Annotated in this window: 13 protein-coding genes; 11 read left to right on the forward strand and 2 right to left on the reverse strand. The window is 36.0% G+C overall.

From position 1 onward, the window contains the following. Complete coding sequence (locus SIB89_RS11600; protein WP_412561908.1) at positions 1 to 1,599, reverse strand: RagB/SusD family nutrient uptake outer membrane protein; 1,599 nt, start codon at positions 1,597 to 1,599, stop codon at positions 1 to 3. Positions 1,600 to 1,637: 38 nt separating this feature from the next. After that, complete coding sequence (locus tag SIB89_RS11605) at positions 1,638 to 4,553, reverse strand: SusC/RagA family TonB-linked outer membrane protein (RefSeq protein WP_412559904.1); 2,916 nt, start codon at positions 4,551 to 4,553, stop codon at positions 1,638 to 1,640. A 283-nt stretch (positions 4,554 to 4,836) separates the two neighbouring features. Between SIB89_RS11605 and SIB89_RS11610 the strand changes: the two genes are divergently transcribed. From SIB89_RS11610 to SIB89_RS11660, 11 genes are all read left to right on the forward strand, one after another. Continuing rightward, positions 4,837 to 5,886 (forward strand): LacI family DNA-binding transcriptional regulator, encoded by a 1,050-nt coding sequence (locus tag SIB89_RS11610; RefSeq protein WP_412559905.1) that lies wholly within the window; start codon positions 4,837 to 4,839, stop codon positions 5,884 to 5,886. Between the two features lie 130 nt (positions 5,887 to 6,016). Then, positions 6,017 to 7,387, forward strand: coding sequence for an MFS transporter (locus SIB89_RS11615; RefSeq protein WP_273291782.1), 1,371 nt, complete (start codon positions 6,017 to 6,019; stop codon positions 7,385 to 7,387). 9 nt (positions 7,388 to 7,396) lie between these two features. Beyond that, the gene (pgmB, locus tag SIB89_RS11620) at positions 7,397 to 8,053 is read left to right on the forward strand and encodes a beta-phosphoglucomutase (RefSeq protein WP_273291780.1); all 657 of its coding nucleotides are present in this window, start codon (positions 7,397 to 7,399) and stop codon (positions 8,051 to 8,053) included. Between the two features lie 42 nt (positions 8,054 to 8,095). Continuing rightward, a complete protein-coding gene (locus SIB89_RS11625; protein WP_412559906.1) occupies positions 8,096 to 8,347 on the forward strand; it encodes a hypothetical protein in 252 nt (83 codons plus the stop codon). Between the two features lie 19 nt (positions 8,348 to 8,366). Next, entirely contained in the window at positions 8,367 to 10,403 is a 2,037-nt protein-coding gene (locus tag SIB89_RS11630) for a family 65 glycosyl hydrolase domain-containing protein (protein WP_412561909.1), read from the forward strand. A gap of 43 nt (positions 10,404 to 10,446) precedes the next feature. Then, positions 10,447 to 12,393, forward strand: a complete 1,947-nt coding sequence (locus tag SIB89_RS11635) for a glycoside hydrolase family 13 protein (RefSeq protein WP_273291776.1) — start codon at positions 10,447 to 10,449, stop codon at positions 12,391 to 12,393. Positions 12,394 to 12,395: 2 nt separating this feature from the next. Further along, positions 12,396 to 13,376, forward strand: a complete 981-nt coding sequence (locus tag SIB89_RS11640; protein ID WP_273291774.1) for an alpha/beta hydrolase — start codon at positions 12,396 to 12,398, stop codon at positions 13,374 to 13,376. A gap of 56 nt (positions 13,377 to 13,432) precedes the next feature. Beyond that, positions 13,433 to 15,880, forward strand: a complete 2,448-nt coding sequence (locus tag SIB89_RS11645; RefSeq protein ID WP_412559907.1) for a TIM-barrel domain-containing protein — start codon at positions 13,433 to 13,435, stop codon at positions 15,878 to 15,880. 6 nt (positions 15,881 to 15,886) lie between these two features. Then, a complete protein-coding gene (locus SIB89_RS11650; RefSeq protein WP_412559908.1) occupies positions 15,887 to 17,302 on the forward strand; it encodes an alpha-amylase family glycosyl hydrolase in 1,416 nt (471 codons plus the stop codon). A 3-nt stretch (positions 17,303 to 17,305) separates the two neighbouring features. Next, on the forward strand, positions 17,306 to 18,988 hold the full coding sequence (locus tag SIB89_RS11655) for an alpha-amylase family glycosyl hydrolase (protein WP_412559909.1): 1,683 nt from the start codon (positions 17,306 to 17,308) through the stop codon (positions 18,986 to 18,988). A gap of 4 nt (positions 18,989 to 18,992) precedes the next feature. Continuing rightward, positions 18,993 to 21,113: a glycoside hydrolase family 97 protein gene (locus SIB89_RS11660; protein ID WP_412559910.1), complete on the forward strand. Its 2,121-nt coding sequence runs from the start codon at positions 18,993 to 18,995 to the stop codon at positions 21,111 to 21,113. The last annotated feature ends 10 nt before the right edge of the window (positions 21,114 to 21,123 follow it).

Raw genomic sequence — 21,123 nt, forward strand, 5'->3', positions numbered from 1 at the left:
TTAGTATCCTGGGTTTTGTTCTAAGTTGGTATTTATACCTAAGTCTGTTGCAGGTAATGGCATTAAATCTCTAAAGGATTCTGTTGTAGTACCAGATTGTACTCCACCTTTCCATTGCCAAACGCCATTATCTGAGAATTGATCGAATCTTATTAAATCAGTTCTTCTATGAGCTTCCCAGTATAATTCTCTAGAGCGCTCGTCTATAATGAAATCCAAGGTTAAATCAGCTTCAGATATGTTTCCACTTGTGTCGCCATAGGCACGTTCTCTAAGTTGATTAATATAACCAACAGCGGTACTGGCACTACCGCCGCCGCCTCTTAAGAAAGCTTCTGCATACATTAAATATGCATCTGCCAATCTAAACATTGGGAAGTCAATATCCGTATGGTCTCCTGTAGTATCCGATCCTGGGTTTCCGTTCACATCTACATTTCGGTATTTAGCAACGGCAAAACCATCAGTAAATGTAGCCACAGACATAATGTCTTTGGACTGCCCATCTGTATAAAGTAACTCACGTCCGTCTGCTGAATTTTCTTCACCAGGGAATTGCTCAACAAATGTTGGTGTAGTTCTAATGCCAAACCAACCACCATTGATTCCAAAATCCGAAGGATCCATAGATCCACCAACTGGGGCATGTGTTAAAAATGTCATACCTCCAAAGGCCTGTGTTCTCTGACCATCAAAAGGAATTGTAAAGATAACTTCGTCTTGTGCACCATTAGAATCGTTGTCTGCTAAGAAAGAATGGAAATAAGGGATGTCTGGAATGGAGTATCCTGCACCAATAATATTATTAGTATAAGTAATTACGTCTGCATATCTTGGTGTACCAGTATATACTTCAGCATTTAAATAAATCTTAGCCAATAACATCCAAGCAGCAGCTCTATCAGCTCTACCATATTCATTGCTTCTAGGAGCAGCCATATTATCTGTGATTGCCAATAATTCAGACTCAATGAAATCAAATAAATCAGCTCTTTGTATTTGTGGTGGAAGAAATGCTCCAATAGGATCGTCCTCAGTTACAAATGGCGGATTTGCAAATAAATCCATGGCATGCCAATAGGTGAGCGCACGCATAAAACGAACTTCTGATCTAAAGGTCTGAATGTCAGCTCTCAATTCTGAAGAGACACCTCTACCATCTAATTTACTATCCGTAGTTTGTCGTAAAAATTCATTACATAATGCAACTTGGTACATTAGTCTACTGTACATGGTTCTGATAAATTCGTTACCAGAGGTCCAAACTTGACCGTGTAAATCTTGAATTGTACCGTCATTCCACGCAATAAGCGCTTCATCAGTTGTGAGTTCTTGCATTTTCCAATACAATCTTAGATAATTGGAAAACCCTTCGTCTAAACCGGCTAAATCTGGTGCGCCTGCAGGACCTTCCTGACCGCTCAAAGAGATTCCAGCATAAATTTTAGCTAAAAATTCTTTGTAAGCATTAGGGTCTTCAAACGCAGCATCGCCAGTAAGACGTTCGTCTTCTGGTTGTAAATCTAATCGGTCTGCACAAGATTGCACAAAAAGTGCAATAGCAAAGACCAAGAAGATACTTTTAATTGTTCTTAACATCATAGCTTTGTTGTTTATATATTTATTTTTCATTTTTTTTAAAATGTAAAGTTTAAGCCTAGTACAATATCTCTAGTTCTTGGATAGAAGTTGTTTTCTATACCATTACTAATTTCAGGATCTAAGCCATCATATTCAGTGATTACAAAAACGTTTGTAGCCGTTAAGGAAGTTCTTAATGTCATTTTTGAGAAAGGGATTGTGTAACCAAGAGAGATGTTATCCAATCTTACAAAATCAGCACGCTGAATGTATAAATCTGAAAACAACTCTTGATTAGTAAATCCAGTATTTAATAAACTAGCGTGTCCATTTGCTTGGTAACCAGGTTGGTTTACAATGGCATTAGTATTACCTCTATCTGAGGCTACATTGTTATACACATAGTTTCCAAAACTTCCTCTGAATGTAAAATTCAAGTCCAAGTTCTTATATCTAAAGTTATTAGTGAAACCTATAAAAGCATCTGGTGTAGCCTTTTTATAAGCTTGTCTGTCTGCTTCAGTAATTTGGTTATCTCCATTAACATCTACGTAAGAACCAGCGATTGGGTTTCCATTATCATCATAAACTTGTCTAAATACAAAGAACGTAGTTGGATCATAACCAGGTCTTAAAATTTGAATATTGTTACCTACACCACCAGAAATACCTCCAGTTGGTAACGTAAAGTTAGGGTCATCACTTAAACTTAACTTAGTAATTTCTACATCCTGAAATGTTAAGTTAAAATTAGTATCCCATCCAAAGTTTTCGGTTTGTGAGATAATACCATTAAGGCTTAATTCTATACCTCTACTTGTGGCTTCACCGACGTTAGTAATCAGTAAATCAGTAAGGTTAGCACCAGCTGGTACAGGAACACGAGATAATAAATCTTCAGTTTCTCTATAATAAGCATCAATAGTACCTGTAAGTCTATTGTTAAAAAGACCGAAGTCTAAAGCTACATTATATTGTGTGGTTTCCTCCCATTTAAGTTCTTCATCAAAACCTTCTGGTCTTAAAGTTTGGAAGAAAATAGGATCACCATTTGGTAACGTACCAAATTGAATATTGGCAGCGTTGTTACGTGAAGGTGTATAAATACCTAAATAGCCATAATTCTGCCCAATTTCTTGCTGACCAGTAACACCCCAACCAGCTCTAAGTTTTAAGTTAGAGAAGAAAGAGTTGTCCATAAAACTTTCGTTCGTCATCTTCCAACCCACAGAGACACCTGGGAAAGAACCCCAACGATTATCTTCACTAAATCTCGAAGAACCATCACGTCTATAACTTGCAGATATTAAGTACTTGTCTGCAATATCAAAACTTGCTCTTGCAAAATAAGACTCAAGTGCATTTCTATTAATATCAGTATCAGTAAGTGTTGTAGCGGATACTCTATCTACAAAACTTTTGATATAAAATTCTTGGAAAGCGTGACCTGCTGTAATATCTAATTTAGTATCAATAGACTCAACATCTTTCTTGTAATTTAAATAGAAATCTAATGATGTATTTCTGTTAAGACCAGAAGATACTTCATTTGTTGGTACTCCACCTGAGTTATTTGGATTAGCAGCTGAGAAAACGTAACCATCATTTTCAGCGTAATCTATACCAGCATTGACATTTAACCTTAAGTCTCTTAAGAACCAAAACTTATAATCAACATTAAAGTTTGAAATAACTCGCTTTATAGTTTGTCTATTGTTGTAATTGTTGTTATCTAATAAAAACACAGGGTTGGCAGGTGCTAGATTTGCACTAGTACCATATTGTGTGTAGTTACCGTTTTCATCAAATACAGGTTGCGTAGGGTCAAAAGATATTGCAGCACCTATTGCACCTTCATTTGCATAAGCGTATTCATCTTGAATTCCTTTAGCAACTAAAGTCAATTTTAGATCATTATCCAGAAAACGGTGAACAAACGACGTGTTGATGCCGTTTCTTTCGTATAAATCATCGAGTGGCCCTTCTTGAGATACATGGTTTAAATTTACTCTAAAGTTAAATCTTTCGTATCCTTTAGAAACTGTAATATTATGAATTGCTCCAATACCAGTTGTAAAAATTTCATCTTGCCAATTTGTGTTGGCACCACCAAACGATGAGGTATCACCTCCGTTATCCGTAACTACTTGCATGTATTGCTCAGCGTTTAAAACATCTACAGTGTTAGTAACACTTCTCGTTGATGCCTGTAAACCATACTCAACTTTAAAAGGCTGATTTGCACTTCCTTTTTTCGTAGTAATTAGTATAACACCGTTAGATGCTCTAGAACCATAAATGGCAGTAGCAGAGGCATCTTTAAGTACCACAAAATCTTCAATGTCAGCTGGGTTAATAGCGTTTAAAGCATTTCTACTTCCTTGCGCACCACCACGTTGATCAATTGGAAGCCCGTCAATTACAATTAATGGATCGTTGGTTGCACCAAAATTAGATCCTAAGGATGCACCACCACGAATTCTAATTTCACCACCTTCACCAGCAGCACCTCCACCAGATGTAATTCTAACACCTGCAGCTTTACCAGCAATAAGTTGCTGTGGCGCTACAATGGCTCCACGGTTAAATTCTTCATCGCCTACTTTTTCTACAGCACCTGTGGCGTCTTGTTTCGTTGTAGAACCATAACCGATAAGTACTACTTCATCTAATTGAGCTGCGTCTTCTTCCAAAACTACATCAACGGTAGCTTGTCCGTTAAAGACTATTTCTTGCGACTTGTAACCAACATAAGAAATCACAATAGTTTCTCCTTGGTTGACTTCAATTGTGTATTTTCCATCGAAATCGGTCGATGTTCCTCTCGAAGTCCCTTTTACCAGAATATTTACACCTGGTAAAGGCATAGCGTTTGCTTTGTCTGTTACTGTACCACTGACAGTTGATTGTGCCATCAGAGTAGCTGGTATCATAATTAAACAGATTATTAAAGCATTTAAGAATGTTTTCATACAATGTTTTTAAGTTAATTGCTTAGTTAATTGATTTATATTTTCACTTCTTGGGTTAAATCTATGTAAAATTAATGTGATTTAAGTGTTAAAAGGCAAGCGAGACCTAACGCAAACGTTTTCGTGTTAAAAACTTTTCTGAAATTATTGATAGTGAGAGTAAAATAATAAAAAAATGAGATATTTTCAATTGAGAGCTGTTAAAATTACCAAGTCCCGAAAAGCTGTAAAACTATTTTTGGTGTATATTCGTTTTAAAGATCCCTTAGTTAGTTTATAATACATGAAACGAAAAATAACCCTTAAGCAAATTGCTAAAGAACTAGATGTCTCCATTTCAACCGTATCAAAGGCACTGCGTAATAGTGTAGAAATTAGTGATGATACGAAGCAAAAAGTCCAAGCTTTTGCGAAATTGTACAACTACAGACCCAACAATATTGCCTTAAGTCTTAAAAATAGAAAAACCAATACCATTGGAATTATTATTCCAGAAATTGTTCATCACTTTTTCTCTAAGGTCATTAGTGGAGTTGAGACTGTAGCCAACAACAGAGGTTATAATGTTATTGTTGGCCTTTCAAATGAATCGTTCTCTAAAGAGGTCATAAATATGGAAATGCTTGCCAATGGTAGTATTGATGGCTTTATTTTGTCAATTTCAAAAGAAACATTGCAGCAACAAGATTATCATCATTTTAATGAAACTATGAGCCAGGGTATGCCTATTGTTATGTTTGACCGTGTAATTGCAGATATTAAATGCGATAAAGTTATTGTAGATGATTATAAGGGCTCGAAAAATGCAGTAGAAAAACTGATAACCAATGGATGTAAATCTATTGCTCTGATTACAACCAAAGATTATGTAAGTGTTGGTAAGTTACGTACTCAGGGCTATTTAGAGGCTTTGCATGAACATAAAATGACTCCAAAGGCGGAGCTTATCCTCAAAATTGACGACACATTAGATTACGAAGTCCATTTGGACGCGTTAGAGTTAGAAATTGAACAACTTTTTAAATCAAATAAAAAGATTGATGGTGTGTTTGCAGTTAATGAATTGTATGCTTTATCGGCAATGAAAGTCGCTAGGAAATTAGGCTTGGATATACCAAATGATATTCAGGTTATTGGTTTTACCGATGGTGTTTTGTCAAAACATGCCACACCAAGCTTAACTACGGTAAGTCAGCATGCACAACAGATGGGAGAGACTGCAGCAAATCTGTTAATCGATAAGTTAGAAAACGAGTTTGATGATGAGAAGGAAGAAGAGTTTCAAACGGTTGTCATCGCTACGGAATTGATAGAACGCGAATCCACCAAATAGAAATTTAACATTGCCATTTTAAAAACTTTTATATCTTTACCACGAAATCAAAACTTATATTTTCACTTCTACACATAAGTTTTGATAAGCACAGCTTGTCAGAATAGTATTAATTTAAACATACTATTTCATGAAAAAGCGCATTCTCGGATTTTGGGAAATCTGGAACATGAGTTTCGGTTTCTTAGGAATCCAATTTGGATTTGCCTTGCAAGGCGGATTTATGTCACGAATATTTCAAACGCTCGGTGCAGATAAGCATGATATCCCATTGTTGTGGATTGCTGCTCCTTTAACAGGATTACTTGTACAGCCAATTATTGGTTACATGAGTGACAGAACCTGGCACCACCGATTTGGACGACGGCGACCATACTTTCTTATTGGTGCAGTTTTGAGTTCTATCGCATTATTTTTTGTGCCTTATTCTCCAGCATTATGGGTAGCCGCGGGTTTTCTTTGGATTTTAGATGCATCGATTAATATTTCTATGGAGCCTTTTAGGGCTCTAGTAGCAGATAAGTTAGATGAATCTCAAAGAACTTATGGCTTTGTAATGCAAACTCTAATTATTGGAATCGGAACCTGGGTGGCAAGTAATTTGCCTTGGTTAGTGTCGAAAATGGGAGTCAGTGACTCTGCAGCTTTAGGTGTTGTGCCAGATTCAGTGAAAATAGCATTCGCTATCGGAGCATTCGTGTTCTTAATCAGTATTCTTTATACCGTATTTACAACGACAGAATATCCTCCAGAGGATATGGAAGAGTTTGAAAGAGAGAAGGCGCAGAAAAGCAGTTTTGTTTCGGATATTATAAATAATATCGGGAATATGCCTTCCACCATGAAGAAACTAGGCGTAATTCAGTTCTTTAGCTGGTTTGCTTTTTTTACTATGTGGAGTATGGCAAACCCTGCCTTAACAGAGCATGTTTATAAAATGCCAGCACCTATTGAAGCAAATTTTGATATGACTACTGTTGAGGGTCAAAAAGCTTACGATATTGAGAATACTGCGTTTCAAAAATCTTCAAATTTAGTGGGTTCTGCCATGGGTGTTTACGGTTTGTCATCAATGGCTTTTGCTTTGTTATTTGTGTTTTACACTTCAAAACGAAATATTAACCGAAAATACGTTCACATGATATCACTAATTATAGGAGGTGCAGGCTTCTTATTAATGACGGTGGTTTCACCAGAACAACTAAAATATTGTTTTGTGTTAATAGGTATTGCTTGGGGAAGTATTTTGTCCATGCCTTACGCTATGCTTTCAAGTTCGGTTGACCCTAAAAAAATGGGAATGTTTATGGGTATTTTCAATATGTTTATTGTTATCCCTCAGATCATTGCTGCACTTGGCGGTATAAATTTCATTTCAGGCCTTTTGGGAGATGATGCTATTAATGCTATGATTATCGCAGGACTGAGTTTAGTAATCGCAGGCTTAAGTAATTTTTTAATTACAGATAAAGCAGCAATTTCTTACCAACCTCAATCGTAAAACTTTAAAATGAATAAAAAAGGATTCATATTTGATCTTGATGGTGTGATAGTTGACACCGCTAAATATCACTTTTTGGCTTGGAAGAAATTAGCTAATAGCTTAGGTATAGATTTCACTGAAGAAGAAAATGAGCAACTAAAAGGTGTAAGTCGGGTAAGATCATTAGAAAAGATTTTGTCTTGGGGAAATAAAACCATTTCCGAAGATAAATTCATGGAATTAATGTCTGCAAAAAACACAGATTATTTAAGTCATATTTCCAAAATGGACGAAGATGAAATACTTCCAGGTGTTCCAAAAATATTGAATTTATTAAAAGATAAAGAGCAACCTATCTCATTAGGCTCAGCAAGCAAAAATGCCAGAACCATTTTAGAGCGTGTAAATCTAAAAAAACATTTTGATGCTATCGTAGATGGTAATGATGTAAGCAAAGCGAAACCAGATCCTGAGGTTTTTTTAATAGCCGCAAAACTATTAAATGTAAAGCCAGAGCATTGTATAGTTTTTGAAGATTCTGTTGCTGGAGTCGAGGCTGCCAATGCTGCCAACATGGTGTCGATTGGTATTGGAAGTGAAGACGTTCTTGGCCATGCCAAATATATATTTAAGGATTTCACAGAAATCTCAAATGAGTTTATAAACTCACTAATTGAAAATTAAAACATACAGTGCCATTAGAATATGGTACTAAGATTAAGATAAATGAATTTAGATTATATCATACCAAATGATTGGTCAATCTTAGAAGAGGGATTCGATCCAAATAACGTAAAGGCGTCAGAAAGTATATTCAGTATCGGAAATGGTGCCATGGGACAACGCGCTAATTTTGAAGAGCAATATTCAGGGCCAACATTTCAAGGAAGTTATATTGCGGGTGTTTATTATCCAGATAAAACCAGAGTAGGTTGGTGGAAAAAACGGTTACCCAGAATATTTTGCAAAAGTACTTAATGCACCAAACTGGATAGGTATTAATGTTTTTATTAATGATGAGGCCTTAGATCTTCATATATGTAAAAAGATTGAAAATTTTAAAAGAGAGCTCAACATGAAAGAAGGTTGGCTATCTCGCAGTTTTATCGCTACGCTTCAAAATGAGGTTAAAGTAGAAGTAAGTGTTAAACGTTTTTTAAGTTTAGATATAGATGAATTAGGTGCAATAAATTACTCGGTTAAACCTTTGAGTTCTGACGCTACCATAACATACAGACCGTATATCGATAGTGGGATTACAAACGAAGATACCAATTGGGATGATAAGTTTTGGGATACCTTAAATGTAAGTCACGAGAACAATCAAGCCTTCATTCAGGCCAAGACAATGAAGACCGATTTTTATACCTGTACCTTTATGGAGTCTCAAGTTTTTATTGATGGCAAATCTGTAATTATTGAGCCAAATATAAGTGCAGATTCAAACAGTGCTTCGTTTAGTTATAGTTATAATGTAAAGAAAGACCAAACCTACACCATTCATAAGTTCGGTGGTTATACTGTTGATAGAAACCACGATAAATACGAATTGGTTTCAGCTGCTAAAATGGTTCTGAACAAAGCCACAAAAACTGGATTTTCAGCATTGCTCGAAGCTCAAAAAAATGCATGGGTAAAAATTTGGGATATGGCAGACATTACTATTAATGGAGATGTAAAAGCACAACAAGGCATCCGATTTAATATCTTTCACTTAAATCAAACCTATCTCGGTACTGATGCAAGATTAAATATTGGGCCTAAAGGATTTACTGGCGAAAAATATGGAGGAAGCACCTATTGGGATACCGAAGCATATTGCATTCCTTTTTATATGGCAACAAAAGACCAAAAGGTGGCCAGAAACTTATTGACCTACAGATATAAACATTTAGAAAAAGCCATTGAAAATGCCGAAAAATTAGGGTTTTCAAACGGTGCAGCGTTGTATCCAATGGTGACCATGAATGGTGAAGAATGCCATAATGAATGGGAAATTACCTTTGAAGAAATCCATAGAAACGGTGCCATTGCGTTTGCCATTTTCAATTACCATCGTTATACAGGAGATTACAGTTATATCCCAGAAATGGGATTAGAAGTACTTATTGGTATTGCTCGTTTTTGGCATCAGCGCGCAAATTTCTCAACAGACAAAAACAAATATGTTATCTTAGGTGTAACTGGGCCAAATGAATATGAAAACAATGTAAACAATAATTGGTACACTAATTATATAGCCCAATGGTGTATCAATTATGCAGTTGAAAACATTAATCGAGTGGCATCAGAATATGATACGGATTACACCCGAATTATGAATAAGGTTAAACTATCTAAAGCCGAAATTAAGGAATGGCAAGAGGTAGCGGACAACATGTATTTTCCATACTCTGAACAACACAATGTGTATTTACAGCAAGATGGTTTCTTGGATAAAGAATTAATGACTGTAGCAGACATAGATAAGTCGCATCGGCCAATAAACCAAAAATGGTCTTGGGATAGAATTTTGCGTTCACCATACATAAAACAGGCAGATACGCTTCAAGGGTTTTACTTTTTTGAAGATCAATTTTCTACTGAAGAACTAGAACGTCATTTCGATTTCTATGAACCATTTACAGTACATGAAAGCTCGTTGTCACCTTGTGTACATAGTATTCAGGCAGCGAAGTTAGACCGAATGGAACAGGCCTATACGTTTTATTTGAGAACATCGCGATTAGACTTGGATGACTATAATCACGAAGTGCACGAAGGTTTGCACATCACCTCAATGGCAGGTACCTGGATGAGCATTGTAGAAGGCTTTGGAGGCATGCGTATTAAAAACGATATGTTAAGTTTTGAGCCTAAAATCCCTGAACAATGGGAAGGGTATTCGTTTAAGGTGAACTTTAGAAATAGAATACTAAAGGTCATCGTAAACCAAGGCAAAACACATTTTGAGTTAGATGGCGACGAAGATTTATCAATTATGGTACATGGTAACGAAGTAATTATTTCACCTAATAAGTTGGTAACGGTTTAAATCAAATTAAGGCTCCAGTTACAGAACACTAAAAACAATGAATATGAAAAACATAATAAAAATAGTTTCAGTATGCTTATTGATTTTTGTGACTTCTTGCAAGGAGCAAACCCAAAAAGAGGTAAAGCCGTCAACATCTAAAGAGTTTACCGAAGAAGTAAATGATCTCGAAAGGGTAGAACCACCACATTGGTGGACTGGGTTTAAAAACTCTGAATTGCAATTACTGGTTAAACATCCTAATATCGGAAGTTACACACCAGAGATTTCTTATTCTGGTGTCACTCTAGAAAATTTTCATCAGGCAGATAGTCCTAATTATCTGTTTTTAGATTTAGAGATTTCGGAATCTGCAAAAGCAGGTAAATTCAATATTGTTTTTAAACAAGATGATGGTAAGGAGCTTGTTCAAACTTATGAGTTGAAATCGCGTGAAAAATCAGCTGAAGATTATATAGGTTTTAATAGTTCAGATGCCATTTATCTCATCACACCAGACCGTTTTGCAAATGCAAACCCAGAAAATGATGAGGTAGAAGGTCTATTAGAACAAGGAATAGATAGAACCTATGGTTATGCTAGACATGGTGGAGATATCCAAGGTATAACAGAGCATTTAGATTATATAGACAATTTAGGGTTTACAGCGGTTTGGCCGTGTCCTGTACTCATTAATGATATGCCAAGGGGCTCTTATCATGGTTATGCCATGACAGATTTTTATAAAGTAGATCCAAGATTCGGAACTTTAGATGAGTATAAAAATCTAGCTGATGAGCTAAGAAACAGGGACATGAAACTCATCATGGATCAAGTGGCTAATCATTGTGGTTTACAACATTGGTGGATGAAGGATTTGCCGTTTAAGGATTGGGTAAATTATCAGGATTATTATCTGGAAAATATAGATAATTGGAATAGAGAAACAACTAAAATGTCTAATCATAGACGAACTACAAATCAAGATCCTTATGCAGCAAAAATAGATAATGATGGCATGTCTCAAGGTTGGTTTGTACCAGATATGCCAGATTTAAATCAACGGAATCCGTTTATGGCAAATTACATCATTCAAAATAGTATTTGGTGGGTAGAAACTTTAGGCTTGGGCGGAATCCGTCAAGATACCTATCCATATCCAGATAAAGCATTTATGAGTGATTGGGCAGGTTCAATTATGACTGAGTATCCTAATTTTAGTATTGTTGGTGAGGAGTGGAGTTACAATCCGCTTTTAATAGCATATTGGCAAGAAGGTCATGAAAATAAAGATGGTTACGATTCTAACTTAAAATCATCAATGGATTTTGCGATGCAAAAACATATTATTGATGCATTAAATGAAGAAGAATCTTGGGATAAAGGTCTTGTTAAAATGTACGAAGGTTTAGCAAATGATTTTGCCTATACCTCACCAAAAGATATCATGGCATTTCTAGATAATCATGACAAGAGCCGTGTCTATACAGAACTGAAAGGGGATGTAGTAAACACCAAAATGGCATTGAGTTACTTATTAATGTTGCCAAGAATTCCTCAGATTTATTATGGTACAGAAATCTTAATGGACGATTTTGATAATCCAGGCGATCATGGGTTAATTAGAACAGATTTTCCTGGAGGTTGGCAAGGTGATACTGTGAATGCTTTTACAGGAGAAGGTCTAAATGCCGAACAAAAAGATATGCAGAACTTCCTTAAAAAGATGCTCAACTACAGAAAGGACAGTAAAGCTATTCATGAAGGCGAAACAAAACATTTTGCACCACTCGAAGGAACATATTTCTTATACAGAACACATGGTAACGAAACCGTAGTGCACATCATTAATAAAAACGAAGAACCTATTGAAATTGATTTAAACTATCACGAAGAAATGGGTCTAAAAGGAAAGACATTAAAGAATGTCATAACTGGAGAGACCATGGTTTGGGGAGATAGTATTAAGTTGAATGAAAAAGGAAGCATAATCTTATCGACAAAACTATAAAGATGAAAAATACCATTTATGTTTTAGTCCTATTAATGATAATGTCTTGTAAAAACGATAAGAAAACCACTGATGCCGCTTTTGAATCTAACGTACCAAGTAAAACCTACACTTTTGAAAAGTTAGACAAGGTAGAGCTTTATGCAGGTTCCTTAATTAGAGTAGATAGTTTTCCTTCTAAATATATAACACCACGACCGGTAGATATTTGGTTACCGAAAGATTACACCAGAGATAAAAAATATAGCGTCCTCTATATGCACGATGGGCAAATGTTATTTGATAGTACCACATCTTGGAACAAACAAGAATGGAAAGTTGATGAATGGGCAACTAAACTTATGGAGGGAGAAAAGGTTCAGGATTTTATAGTGGTAGCTATCCACAATATTCCTGACATCCGTTGGCAAGATTTGTTTCCTGAGAAGGCAATTAATTATATAGATGAAAGTGTAAAAGATTCCCTTGCAGATATTGCTGGTAAAAAGAATATAAAACTCAATGGTGACAATTACTTAAGATTTATAGTCGAAGAATTAAAGCCACAAATAGATTTTGCTTATCCTGTTCATACAGATAGAGAGCAGACTTTTGTTATGGGCTCAAGTATGGGAGGTTTAATGTCAATGTATGCTATTTCCGAATATCCTGAAGTTTTCGGTGGAGCAGCATGTTTATCAACCCATTGGGTTGGTGCTATGCCAATGGAAAAGAACCCTTATCCTGATGCTATTTTTCAATATATGGAAACTAATTTACCAAAAGCAGGAAATCATAAGTTGTATTTTGATTACGGCAACAAAACCCTAGACCAGCATTACCCACAATATGCACCTAGAGTAGATGAGATATTAAAAGCAAAAGGTTATACAGATAAAGATTCTAAGAACTTATTTTTTGAAGACACTGACCATTCAGAGAATTCTTGGAATAAACGCCTAGATCAACCCTTAATATTCTTATTAGGGAATGATTTGGATTAATAGCAACCTAAGACCTCATGGAAAGGTTTAAATCTGTGAGGTCTTTAAAATTTACTATGAAGCAAAGCATACTATACATAGCGTTTATACTTTTTACAGTTTCAATCACTGCGCAAAATGCTGAGCGTATTTTTAAAAGCGCTCAAATTGATGGGTTATATGTAAAGGTTGAGGTGAATGACGGTTATTACATCATTAACCCGTATGGGTCAAACATTGTTGAGACAACATTTGTGCCCAACGGTGAAGAATTAATCACAGAATCGCATGCCGTTGTGGCAAAATCGAAAAGTTCAACAATTGATATTACAGAAAGAGCTAAAGACGTTTTGATAAAAGCACGTAACGGTTTATATGTAGTTGTCACCAAAAGCCCATTCCAAATCTCATATTATTACAAGGACCAACTCATTACATCCGAAAAACGAGGCTACTACAAAAGTAAGCACGAGCCAATGGATATGGTAAAAGGCAATATTGTTGCAGATTCTACTGAGAAAATAGAATTCAACCTATCAAAAGATGAAGTGCTATATGGCGGAGGTGCCAGAGCCTTGGGTATGAATCGTAGAGGACATCGTTTACCGTTATTCAATAGAGCACATTACGGTTATGAAACCGAATCTCAATTGATGAACTACACCATGCCAATTGTATTGTCTTCCAATCAATACATGATTCATTTTGACAACGCACCAATTGGCTATTTAGATTTAGATAGTGAAGGTGATAATACCTTAACTTACGAAACTGTTTCTGGTCGCAAAACCTATCAAGTCATTGTTGGCGATACATGGTATGACATCATGAATAACTATTCCAATTTAACGGGTAAGCAACCTATGCTACCACGTTGGGCTTTGGGTAATTTTTCAAGCAGATTTGGCTATCATTCCCAAGAAGAAGTTGAGATGACGATTGATAAATTTAGAGAAGAAGAGATTCCTGTTGATGCTATTATTTTGGATTTGTATTGGTTTGGTAAAGACATAAAAGGAACCATGGGCAATCTTGAGTTTTTAAGGGATTCATTTCCAAATCCAAAACAAATGATTAAGAATTTGCAATCTAAAAACGTCGAAACGATCCTTATCACAGAACCTTTTGTATTAACCACTTCTAACCGATGGGACGAAGCTGTTGAAGAAGATATTTTAGCTAAAGACTCTATTGGAAACCCAGCCAAATACGACTTCTATTTCGGTAATACAGGAATCATAGATATTTATAACCCAAAAGGAGAGCAATGGTTTAAAAACATTTACAAGGAATTGGCTAATATGGGTGTCAACGGATTTTGGGGAGATTTGGGAGAGCCCGAAGTGCATCCTAATTGGGTACAGCACCATACAGGTTCGGCCTCAGAAGTCCATAACATATACGGACACGATTGGGCAAAACTGGTATATGAAGCCAGTCTAGAAGCTAATCCTAATAAAAGACCATTCATCTTAATGCGAGCTGGTTATTCCGGTAGCCAGCGTTACGGCATGGTGCCATGGTCTGGTGACGTCAACAGAACTTGGGGAGGATTACAAAGTCAACCCGAAATCGCCTTACAGATGGGAATGCAAGGTCTGGCTTATATGCATTCTGATTTAGGCGGTTTTGCAGGAGCAAACTTGGATGATGAATTGTATGTGAGATGGTTGCAATACGGAGTATTCAATCCCATTTTTAGACCACATGCACAAGAAGATGTGCCTAGCGAACCTATATTTAGAAGTGAGAAAGCAAAACGCTTAGCGAAGTTTGCGATTCAAATGCGCTATCGCATGTTGCCGTATAATTATAATTTGATGTACGAAAATCATTTATATGGCAAACCATTAATGCGACCTTTATTTTTTGAAGAACCTAATAATCCTGAGTTATTTAGCTATTCAAAAACCTATTTGTGGGGAAATGATATTCTGGTAGCACCAGTTTTAGAAGCTGGTAAAACAGAACAAGAGGTTTACTTCCCAAAAACGGCAAACTGGTTTAATATAGAAACTGATGAACTCATTGAAGGTGGACAAACTAAAATGATTAAAACGCATCCAGCTTATATACCAACCTATGTTAGGGCAGGTGCTTTTATACCATTGACCAAGGTGGTGCAATCGACTTCAGAATATAACAGTAGTGAAATAGAACTACACTATTATTTTGATGAGGCTTCTCCTGAAAATAAACGACTACTGTTTAACGATAATGGTTCTGATCCTAACACCATTATAAATGGTAATTATGAACTCATGAAATTTGAATCTCTTTATAAAGGATCTAATTTAAAATTTGAGTTTGAGTTTGAAATCAGCAATGATTATGGTGGAAATTTAAAGTCTAGTGATAAGTCAATTGATTTTACAGTCCACAATGTTCAAAACGAACCAAAGTATATTAAGGTTGATGGTAAAAAAGTTGATGTAAAATGGAATTCGAAAACAAAAACCTTAACTATCCCTATTAACTGGGAAGCGACAACCAAAAAAGAAATAAAAATAAAACTTAAAAAATAAAACAAGATGAAAAACTTTGCATTAATAATCTGTATGCTACTAGTATTTGGAGCATGTAAATCAGAGAAAAAAGAAGACATCAAAGTAGAGGAAACTACTAAAGAGGAATTTACACCAATTTCCGCTTCAGATATGGAAACAGCCGTGATTTATGAAGCTAATATTCGTCAATATTCACCAGAAGGCACTTTTGATGAATTCACAAAAGATATTCCTCAGCTAAGGGAATTAGGGGTGAAAATTATTTGGTTAATGCCAGTATTTCCTATTTCAGAAACCAAGCGTAAAGCCACAGGAGGACCAGATAGCAAGTTTGCTTCAGAATTTCCAGAAGAAGAGCGCTCAAAATATTTGGGGAGCTATTATGCTGTAACTGATTTTACTGAGATTAATCCAGAATTTGGTACCAAGGAAGATTTTAGAGAATTGGTTAAAACGGCTCACGATAATGGTATTTATGTTATTTTGGATTGGGTGCCAAATCATACAGGTTGGGATCATGAGTGGTTAAAAACAAATCCAGAATACTATACACAAAACGAAGATGGTGAAGTCATTCACCCTAAAGGAACAGATTGGACAGATGTCGCAGATTTAAACTACGACAACGAGAATATGCGAAAAGAAATGATTGAAGATATGTCCTACTGGATCACCGAAGAAGGAGTCGATGGATTTAGATGCGATGTAGCCGGTTCTGTACCTCTTGATTTTTGGCAACAAGCCGTACCTCAATTAAGAGAAAAGAAAGATATTTTTATGTTGGCTGAAGCCTGGGAACCAGAATTATTGGATGGTAATTTATTTGATATGGCCTATGCTTGGGATGGCCACCATCTACTTAATGGATTGGCTAAAGGCGAAAAGAATTTAGAAGATTACGAAGCCTATATTCAAAAGATTTCAAAAGACTATGATGACGATGATATCTTAATGAATTTTGTAACTAACCACGATGAAAACTCATGGAATGGTACTATAAAAGAACGCATGGGAGACGCCTCTGAGCTGATGACGGCATTGAGCTTTACTTTAAAAGGTATGCCGTTGATTTATTCAGGTCAAGAATATGATATGAATCATAGATTAAAGTTTTTTGAAAAAGATTCCATCCCTAAAACAAAAGGAGATAGCTGGGATTTGCTCAAAAAACTAGGTAAACTCAAAAATACAAACCCAGCCTTACATGGTGGCAAAAATGCGGCTTCGTATAAGCGTTTAGACTCGGAAAAAGATATATTAATGTTTGAACGTTCTAAAGATGATGAAACTATTTTATTCATTGGTAATTTTTCTGATGAAGCAAATAAAATAGCTGTACCTGGAGGTATGTATTTAGATTATATGGTGAATGAAAAAATTGAATTGAAGGGAGATGCTTTTACCATGGGCCCTTGGGAATACAAGATTTTAATAAAATAAACTATGCAGAAAACAATTTGGGTTTTACTAATCGCACTAACGTTTCTTAATTGTAAAAATAATACGGATTCGGATGTCGCTATAGCAGTAGAAAAAGAAAGCTTACAGCAAGATTCACCATTTGTATGGGAAGGTGCCAATCTTTATTTTTTACTAACCGACCGTTTTAATAATGGAGACACATCCAATGATGTCAACTTTGGTAGAACTAAAGAAACAGGTAAACTTCGCGGCTTCGAAGGTGGAGACATTAAAGGTATAACCCAAAAAGTAAAAGAAGGTTATTTCACAGATTTAGGAATCAATGCTATTTGGATGACACCAATCGTAGAGCAAATTCACGGAGGTACAGATGAAGGCACAGGAGTGACCTACGGTTTTCATGGCTATTGGGCAAAAGACTGGACTAAAATAGACCCAAATTATGGTACTAAAGAAGATTTACAAGAGTTAGTAAAAGAGGCGCATGCCAAAGGCATTCGTATTGTTTTAGATGCCGTGATAAATCACACAGGACCAGTAACGGAAAAAGATCCAGTTTGGCCAGATGAGTGGGTAAGGACTGACCCACAATGCAAATATGATAATTATGAAAATACAGTGACCTGTACATTGGTCGCCAATTTACCAGATATAAAAACCGAAAGTAACGAGGATGTAGAGTTACCACCTCAATTGGTTGAAAAATGGAAAGCAGAAGGGCGTTATGAAGAAGAAGTAAAAGAACTCGATGCTTTTTTTGAACGAACAGGACATCCTAGAGCACCACGTTTTTACATTATGAAATGGCTAACGGATTACATCACAGAATTCGGTGTTGATGGGTATAGAGTAGATACCGTAAAACATACCGAAGAACACGTGTGGCAAGAGTTCAGAAAAGAGTGTGACTATGCCTTTAATGAGTATAAAAAGAATAATCCAGATAAGGTGTTGGATGACAATAACTTCTATTTGGTTGGGGAAGTTTATAACTATGGTATCAGTGGAGGTCAAATGTTTGATTTTGGTGATAAAAAAGTAAATTATTTTGAGCCTGAAAGCTTTCACAGTCTTATCAATTTTGAATTCAAATGGAATTCTAAAGAAATGGATTACGAAGCACTTTTTAAACGCTATTCTGAGGTGCTAAATAACGATTTAAAAGACTATGGAACTATGAACTATCTAAGTTCACATGATGACGGAAGTCCTTTTGATGCCTCAAGACAAAAACCCTATGAAACTGCTAATAAATTATTGTTATCACCAGGCACTTCGCAAGTCTATTATGGAGACGAGTCGGCAAGATCATTAATTGTGGAAGGCACGGTAGGAGATGCAACATTGCGTTCATTCATGAATTGGGATTCTATAGCAAATCAACCAAGAACGAAAGAAGTCTTGGAACATTGGCAAAAATTAGGGCAGTTTAGAGCAAATCACCCTGCAGTAGGTGCTGGTTTACATCAAATGATAACAGAATCTCCGTATGTATTTTATAGAAGTTTGTCCACAAACCATTTTAACGACTTTGTTGTAATTGGTATGGATCTTAAAAAAGGACAAAAAGTATTAGATGTCTCTAAGGTGTTTAAAGAAGGAGATAAACTGCATGATGCATATTCAGGTCAAGATATTACAGTGACTGATGGCAAAGCTGTTGTTAGTTCAGAATATAATATGGTATTGCTAGAGAAAAAGTAAAATTATGAAATGTAAATTTCTTGTTGTTTTAATTATAATGCTCTCATTTTCTTGTAAGAATGACAGTATGATTCTAGATGTGGAATCACCACAATCTAATCTTAAGGTAAGTTTTAATCTAAATGCTGAAGGAGAGCCTTTCTATCAGGTGACGTTCAACAATAAAACGGTTGTAGATACTTCGTATTTGGGTTTCGAATTTACAAATGCTGAAGCTTTAAAAGATGATTTAAAAATTATAACTACAGCCACAAATTCCTTCAACGAAACCTGGCAAATGCCTTGGGGAGAACAAGTCGATGTGGTTAATCATTATAATGAATTAAAAGTAGAACTACTGGAAACTTCAGAACCAAAACGAAAATTAAACATCGTTTTTAGAGTTTACGATGATGGCGTTGGTTTTAGATACGAATTCCCAGAGCAAGAAGAATGGACAGAAGCATTAATTAAAGATGAGCATACAGAATTCAATCTCACAAAAGACTACAATACCTTTTGGATTCCTGGTGATTGGGATATATATGAGCACTTGTACAGCACTACAAAGTTATCAGAAATCAATGCTTTAAAATATGTAGGTCATGTGAATTTGGCACAAACCTATATACCAGAAAATACTGTGAATACACCAGTAACCATGGTTGGTGATGATGGTACGCATTTAAGTTTTCATGAAGCGGCATTAGTAGATTATTCTGGAATGACTTTAAAGGTCGATACTGAAAATCTTAACCTAAAGAGTAATCTAGTAGGTTCTGAAAATACAGATTATAAGGTAAAAAGAAGTTTGCCATTTCATACACCTTGGCGAACCCTTCAAATTACAGATAATGCACCAGATTTAATTGAGTCTAAACTCATTGTCAATTTAAATGAACCCAACAAACTTGGAGATGTGTCATGGTTTAAGCCCATGAAATATACTGGCGTTTGGTGGGAAATGCACTTGGGTAAGTCCTCTTGGGATTACGGAATGACTCAAGATATGAATACGTGGACAGATCCAGGGAAATCTAACGGAACACATGGAGCAACAACAGAAAATGTAAAACGTTTTATTGATTTTTCAGCAAAAAACAATATTGGTGGTGTTTTGGTCGAAGGCTGGAATACAGGTTGGGAACATTGGATTGGCTTTGAGGACAGAGAAGGTGTATTCGATTTTGTAACACCATATCCAGATTATGATATTGATGAAGTAACTCGTTATGCCAAGGAAAAAGGTGTAGAAATTATAATGCACCACGAAACTTCAGCAGCTACTGAAACCTATGAAAAACAGCAAGACACAGCGTACGCCTTAATGCAGAAATATGGTATGCATGCCGTTAAATCGGGTTATGTGGGTAAGATTTTACCAAAAGGCGAATACCATCACGGACAGTATATGGTTAATCATTACAACAACGCAGCCATAAAAGCCGCTAAATACGAAGTTGCCGTTAATGCACACGAACCGATTAAAGCCACAGGACTGCGAAGAACCTATCCTAATATTATTTCGAGAGAAGGTTTGCGAGGTCAGGAGTTTAACGCTTGGGCAGAAGATGGTGGCAATCCACCAGAGCATTTGCCAATAGTGGCCTTTACCAGAATGTTGTCTGGCCCAATAGATTTTACGCCAGGTATTTTCAATATAAAATTTGATGAGTTCAAAAAAGATAATCAGGTCAATACTACAATTGCCCAGCAACTAGCTTTATATGTAGTTATTTATAGCCCTGTGCAAATGGCAGCAGATTTAGTGGAACATTACGAAGCTAACCCAGAACCTTTGCAGTTTATCAGAGATGTTGGTGTAGATTGGGAGGAAACTAAAGTGCTAAACGGTAAAGTTGGAGATTATGTGACTATTGCAAGAAAAGAGCGTGAAACAGGTAACTGGTTTGTTGGCGGCATAACGGATGAAAATTCAATAACTCATGAGTTGACTTTCGATTTTCTGGATGAAGACCAAACGTACGACGCTACAATCTATAAAGATGGCAAAGAAGCCCATTGGAATGATAACCCATTGGATATAGAAATAGAAAAAATGGAACTTAAAAAAGGTAATAGGTTATCAATTAAACTCGCCGAAGGAGGTGGCTTTGCCATAAGTTTGAAAAAGAAAAACAACTAATTTTTTAATC

Origin of the sequence: Winogradskyella sp. MIT101101 (assembly GCF_047126865.1) — a bacterium.
GTDB classification, from domain to species: Bacteria; Bacteroidota; Bacteroidia; order Flavobacteriales; family Flavobacteriaceae; genus Winogradskyella; species Winogradskyella ouciana.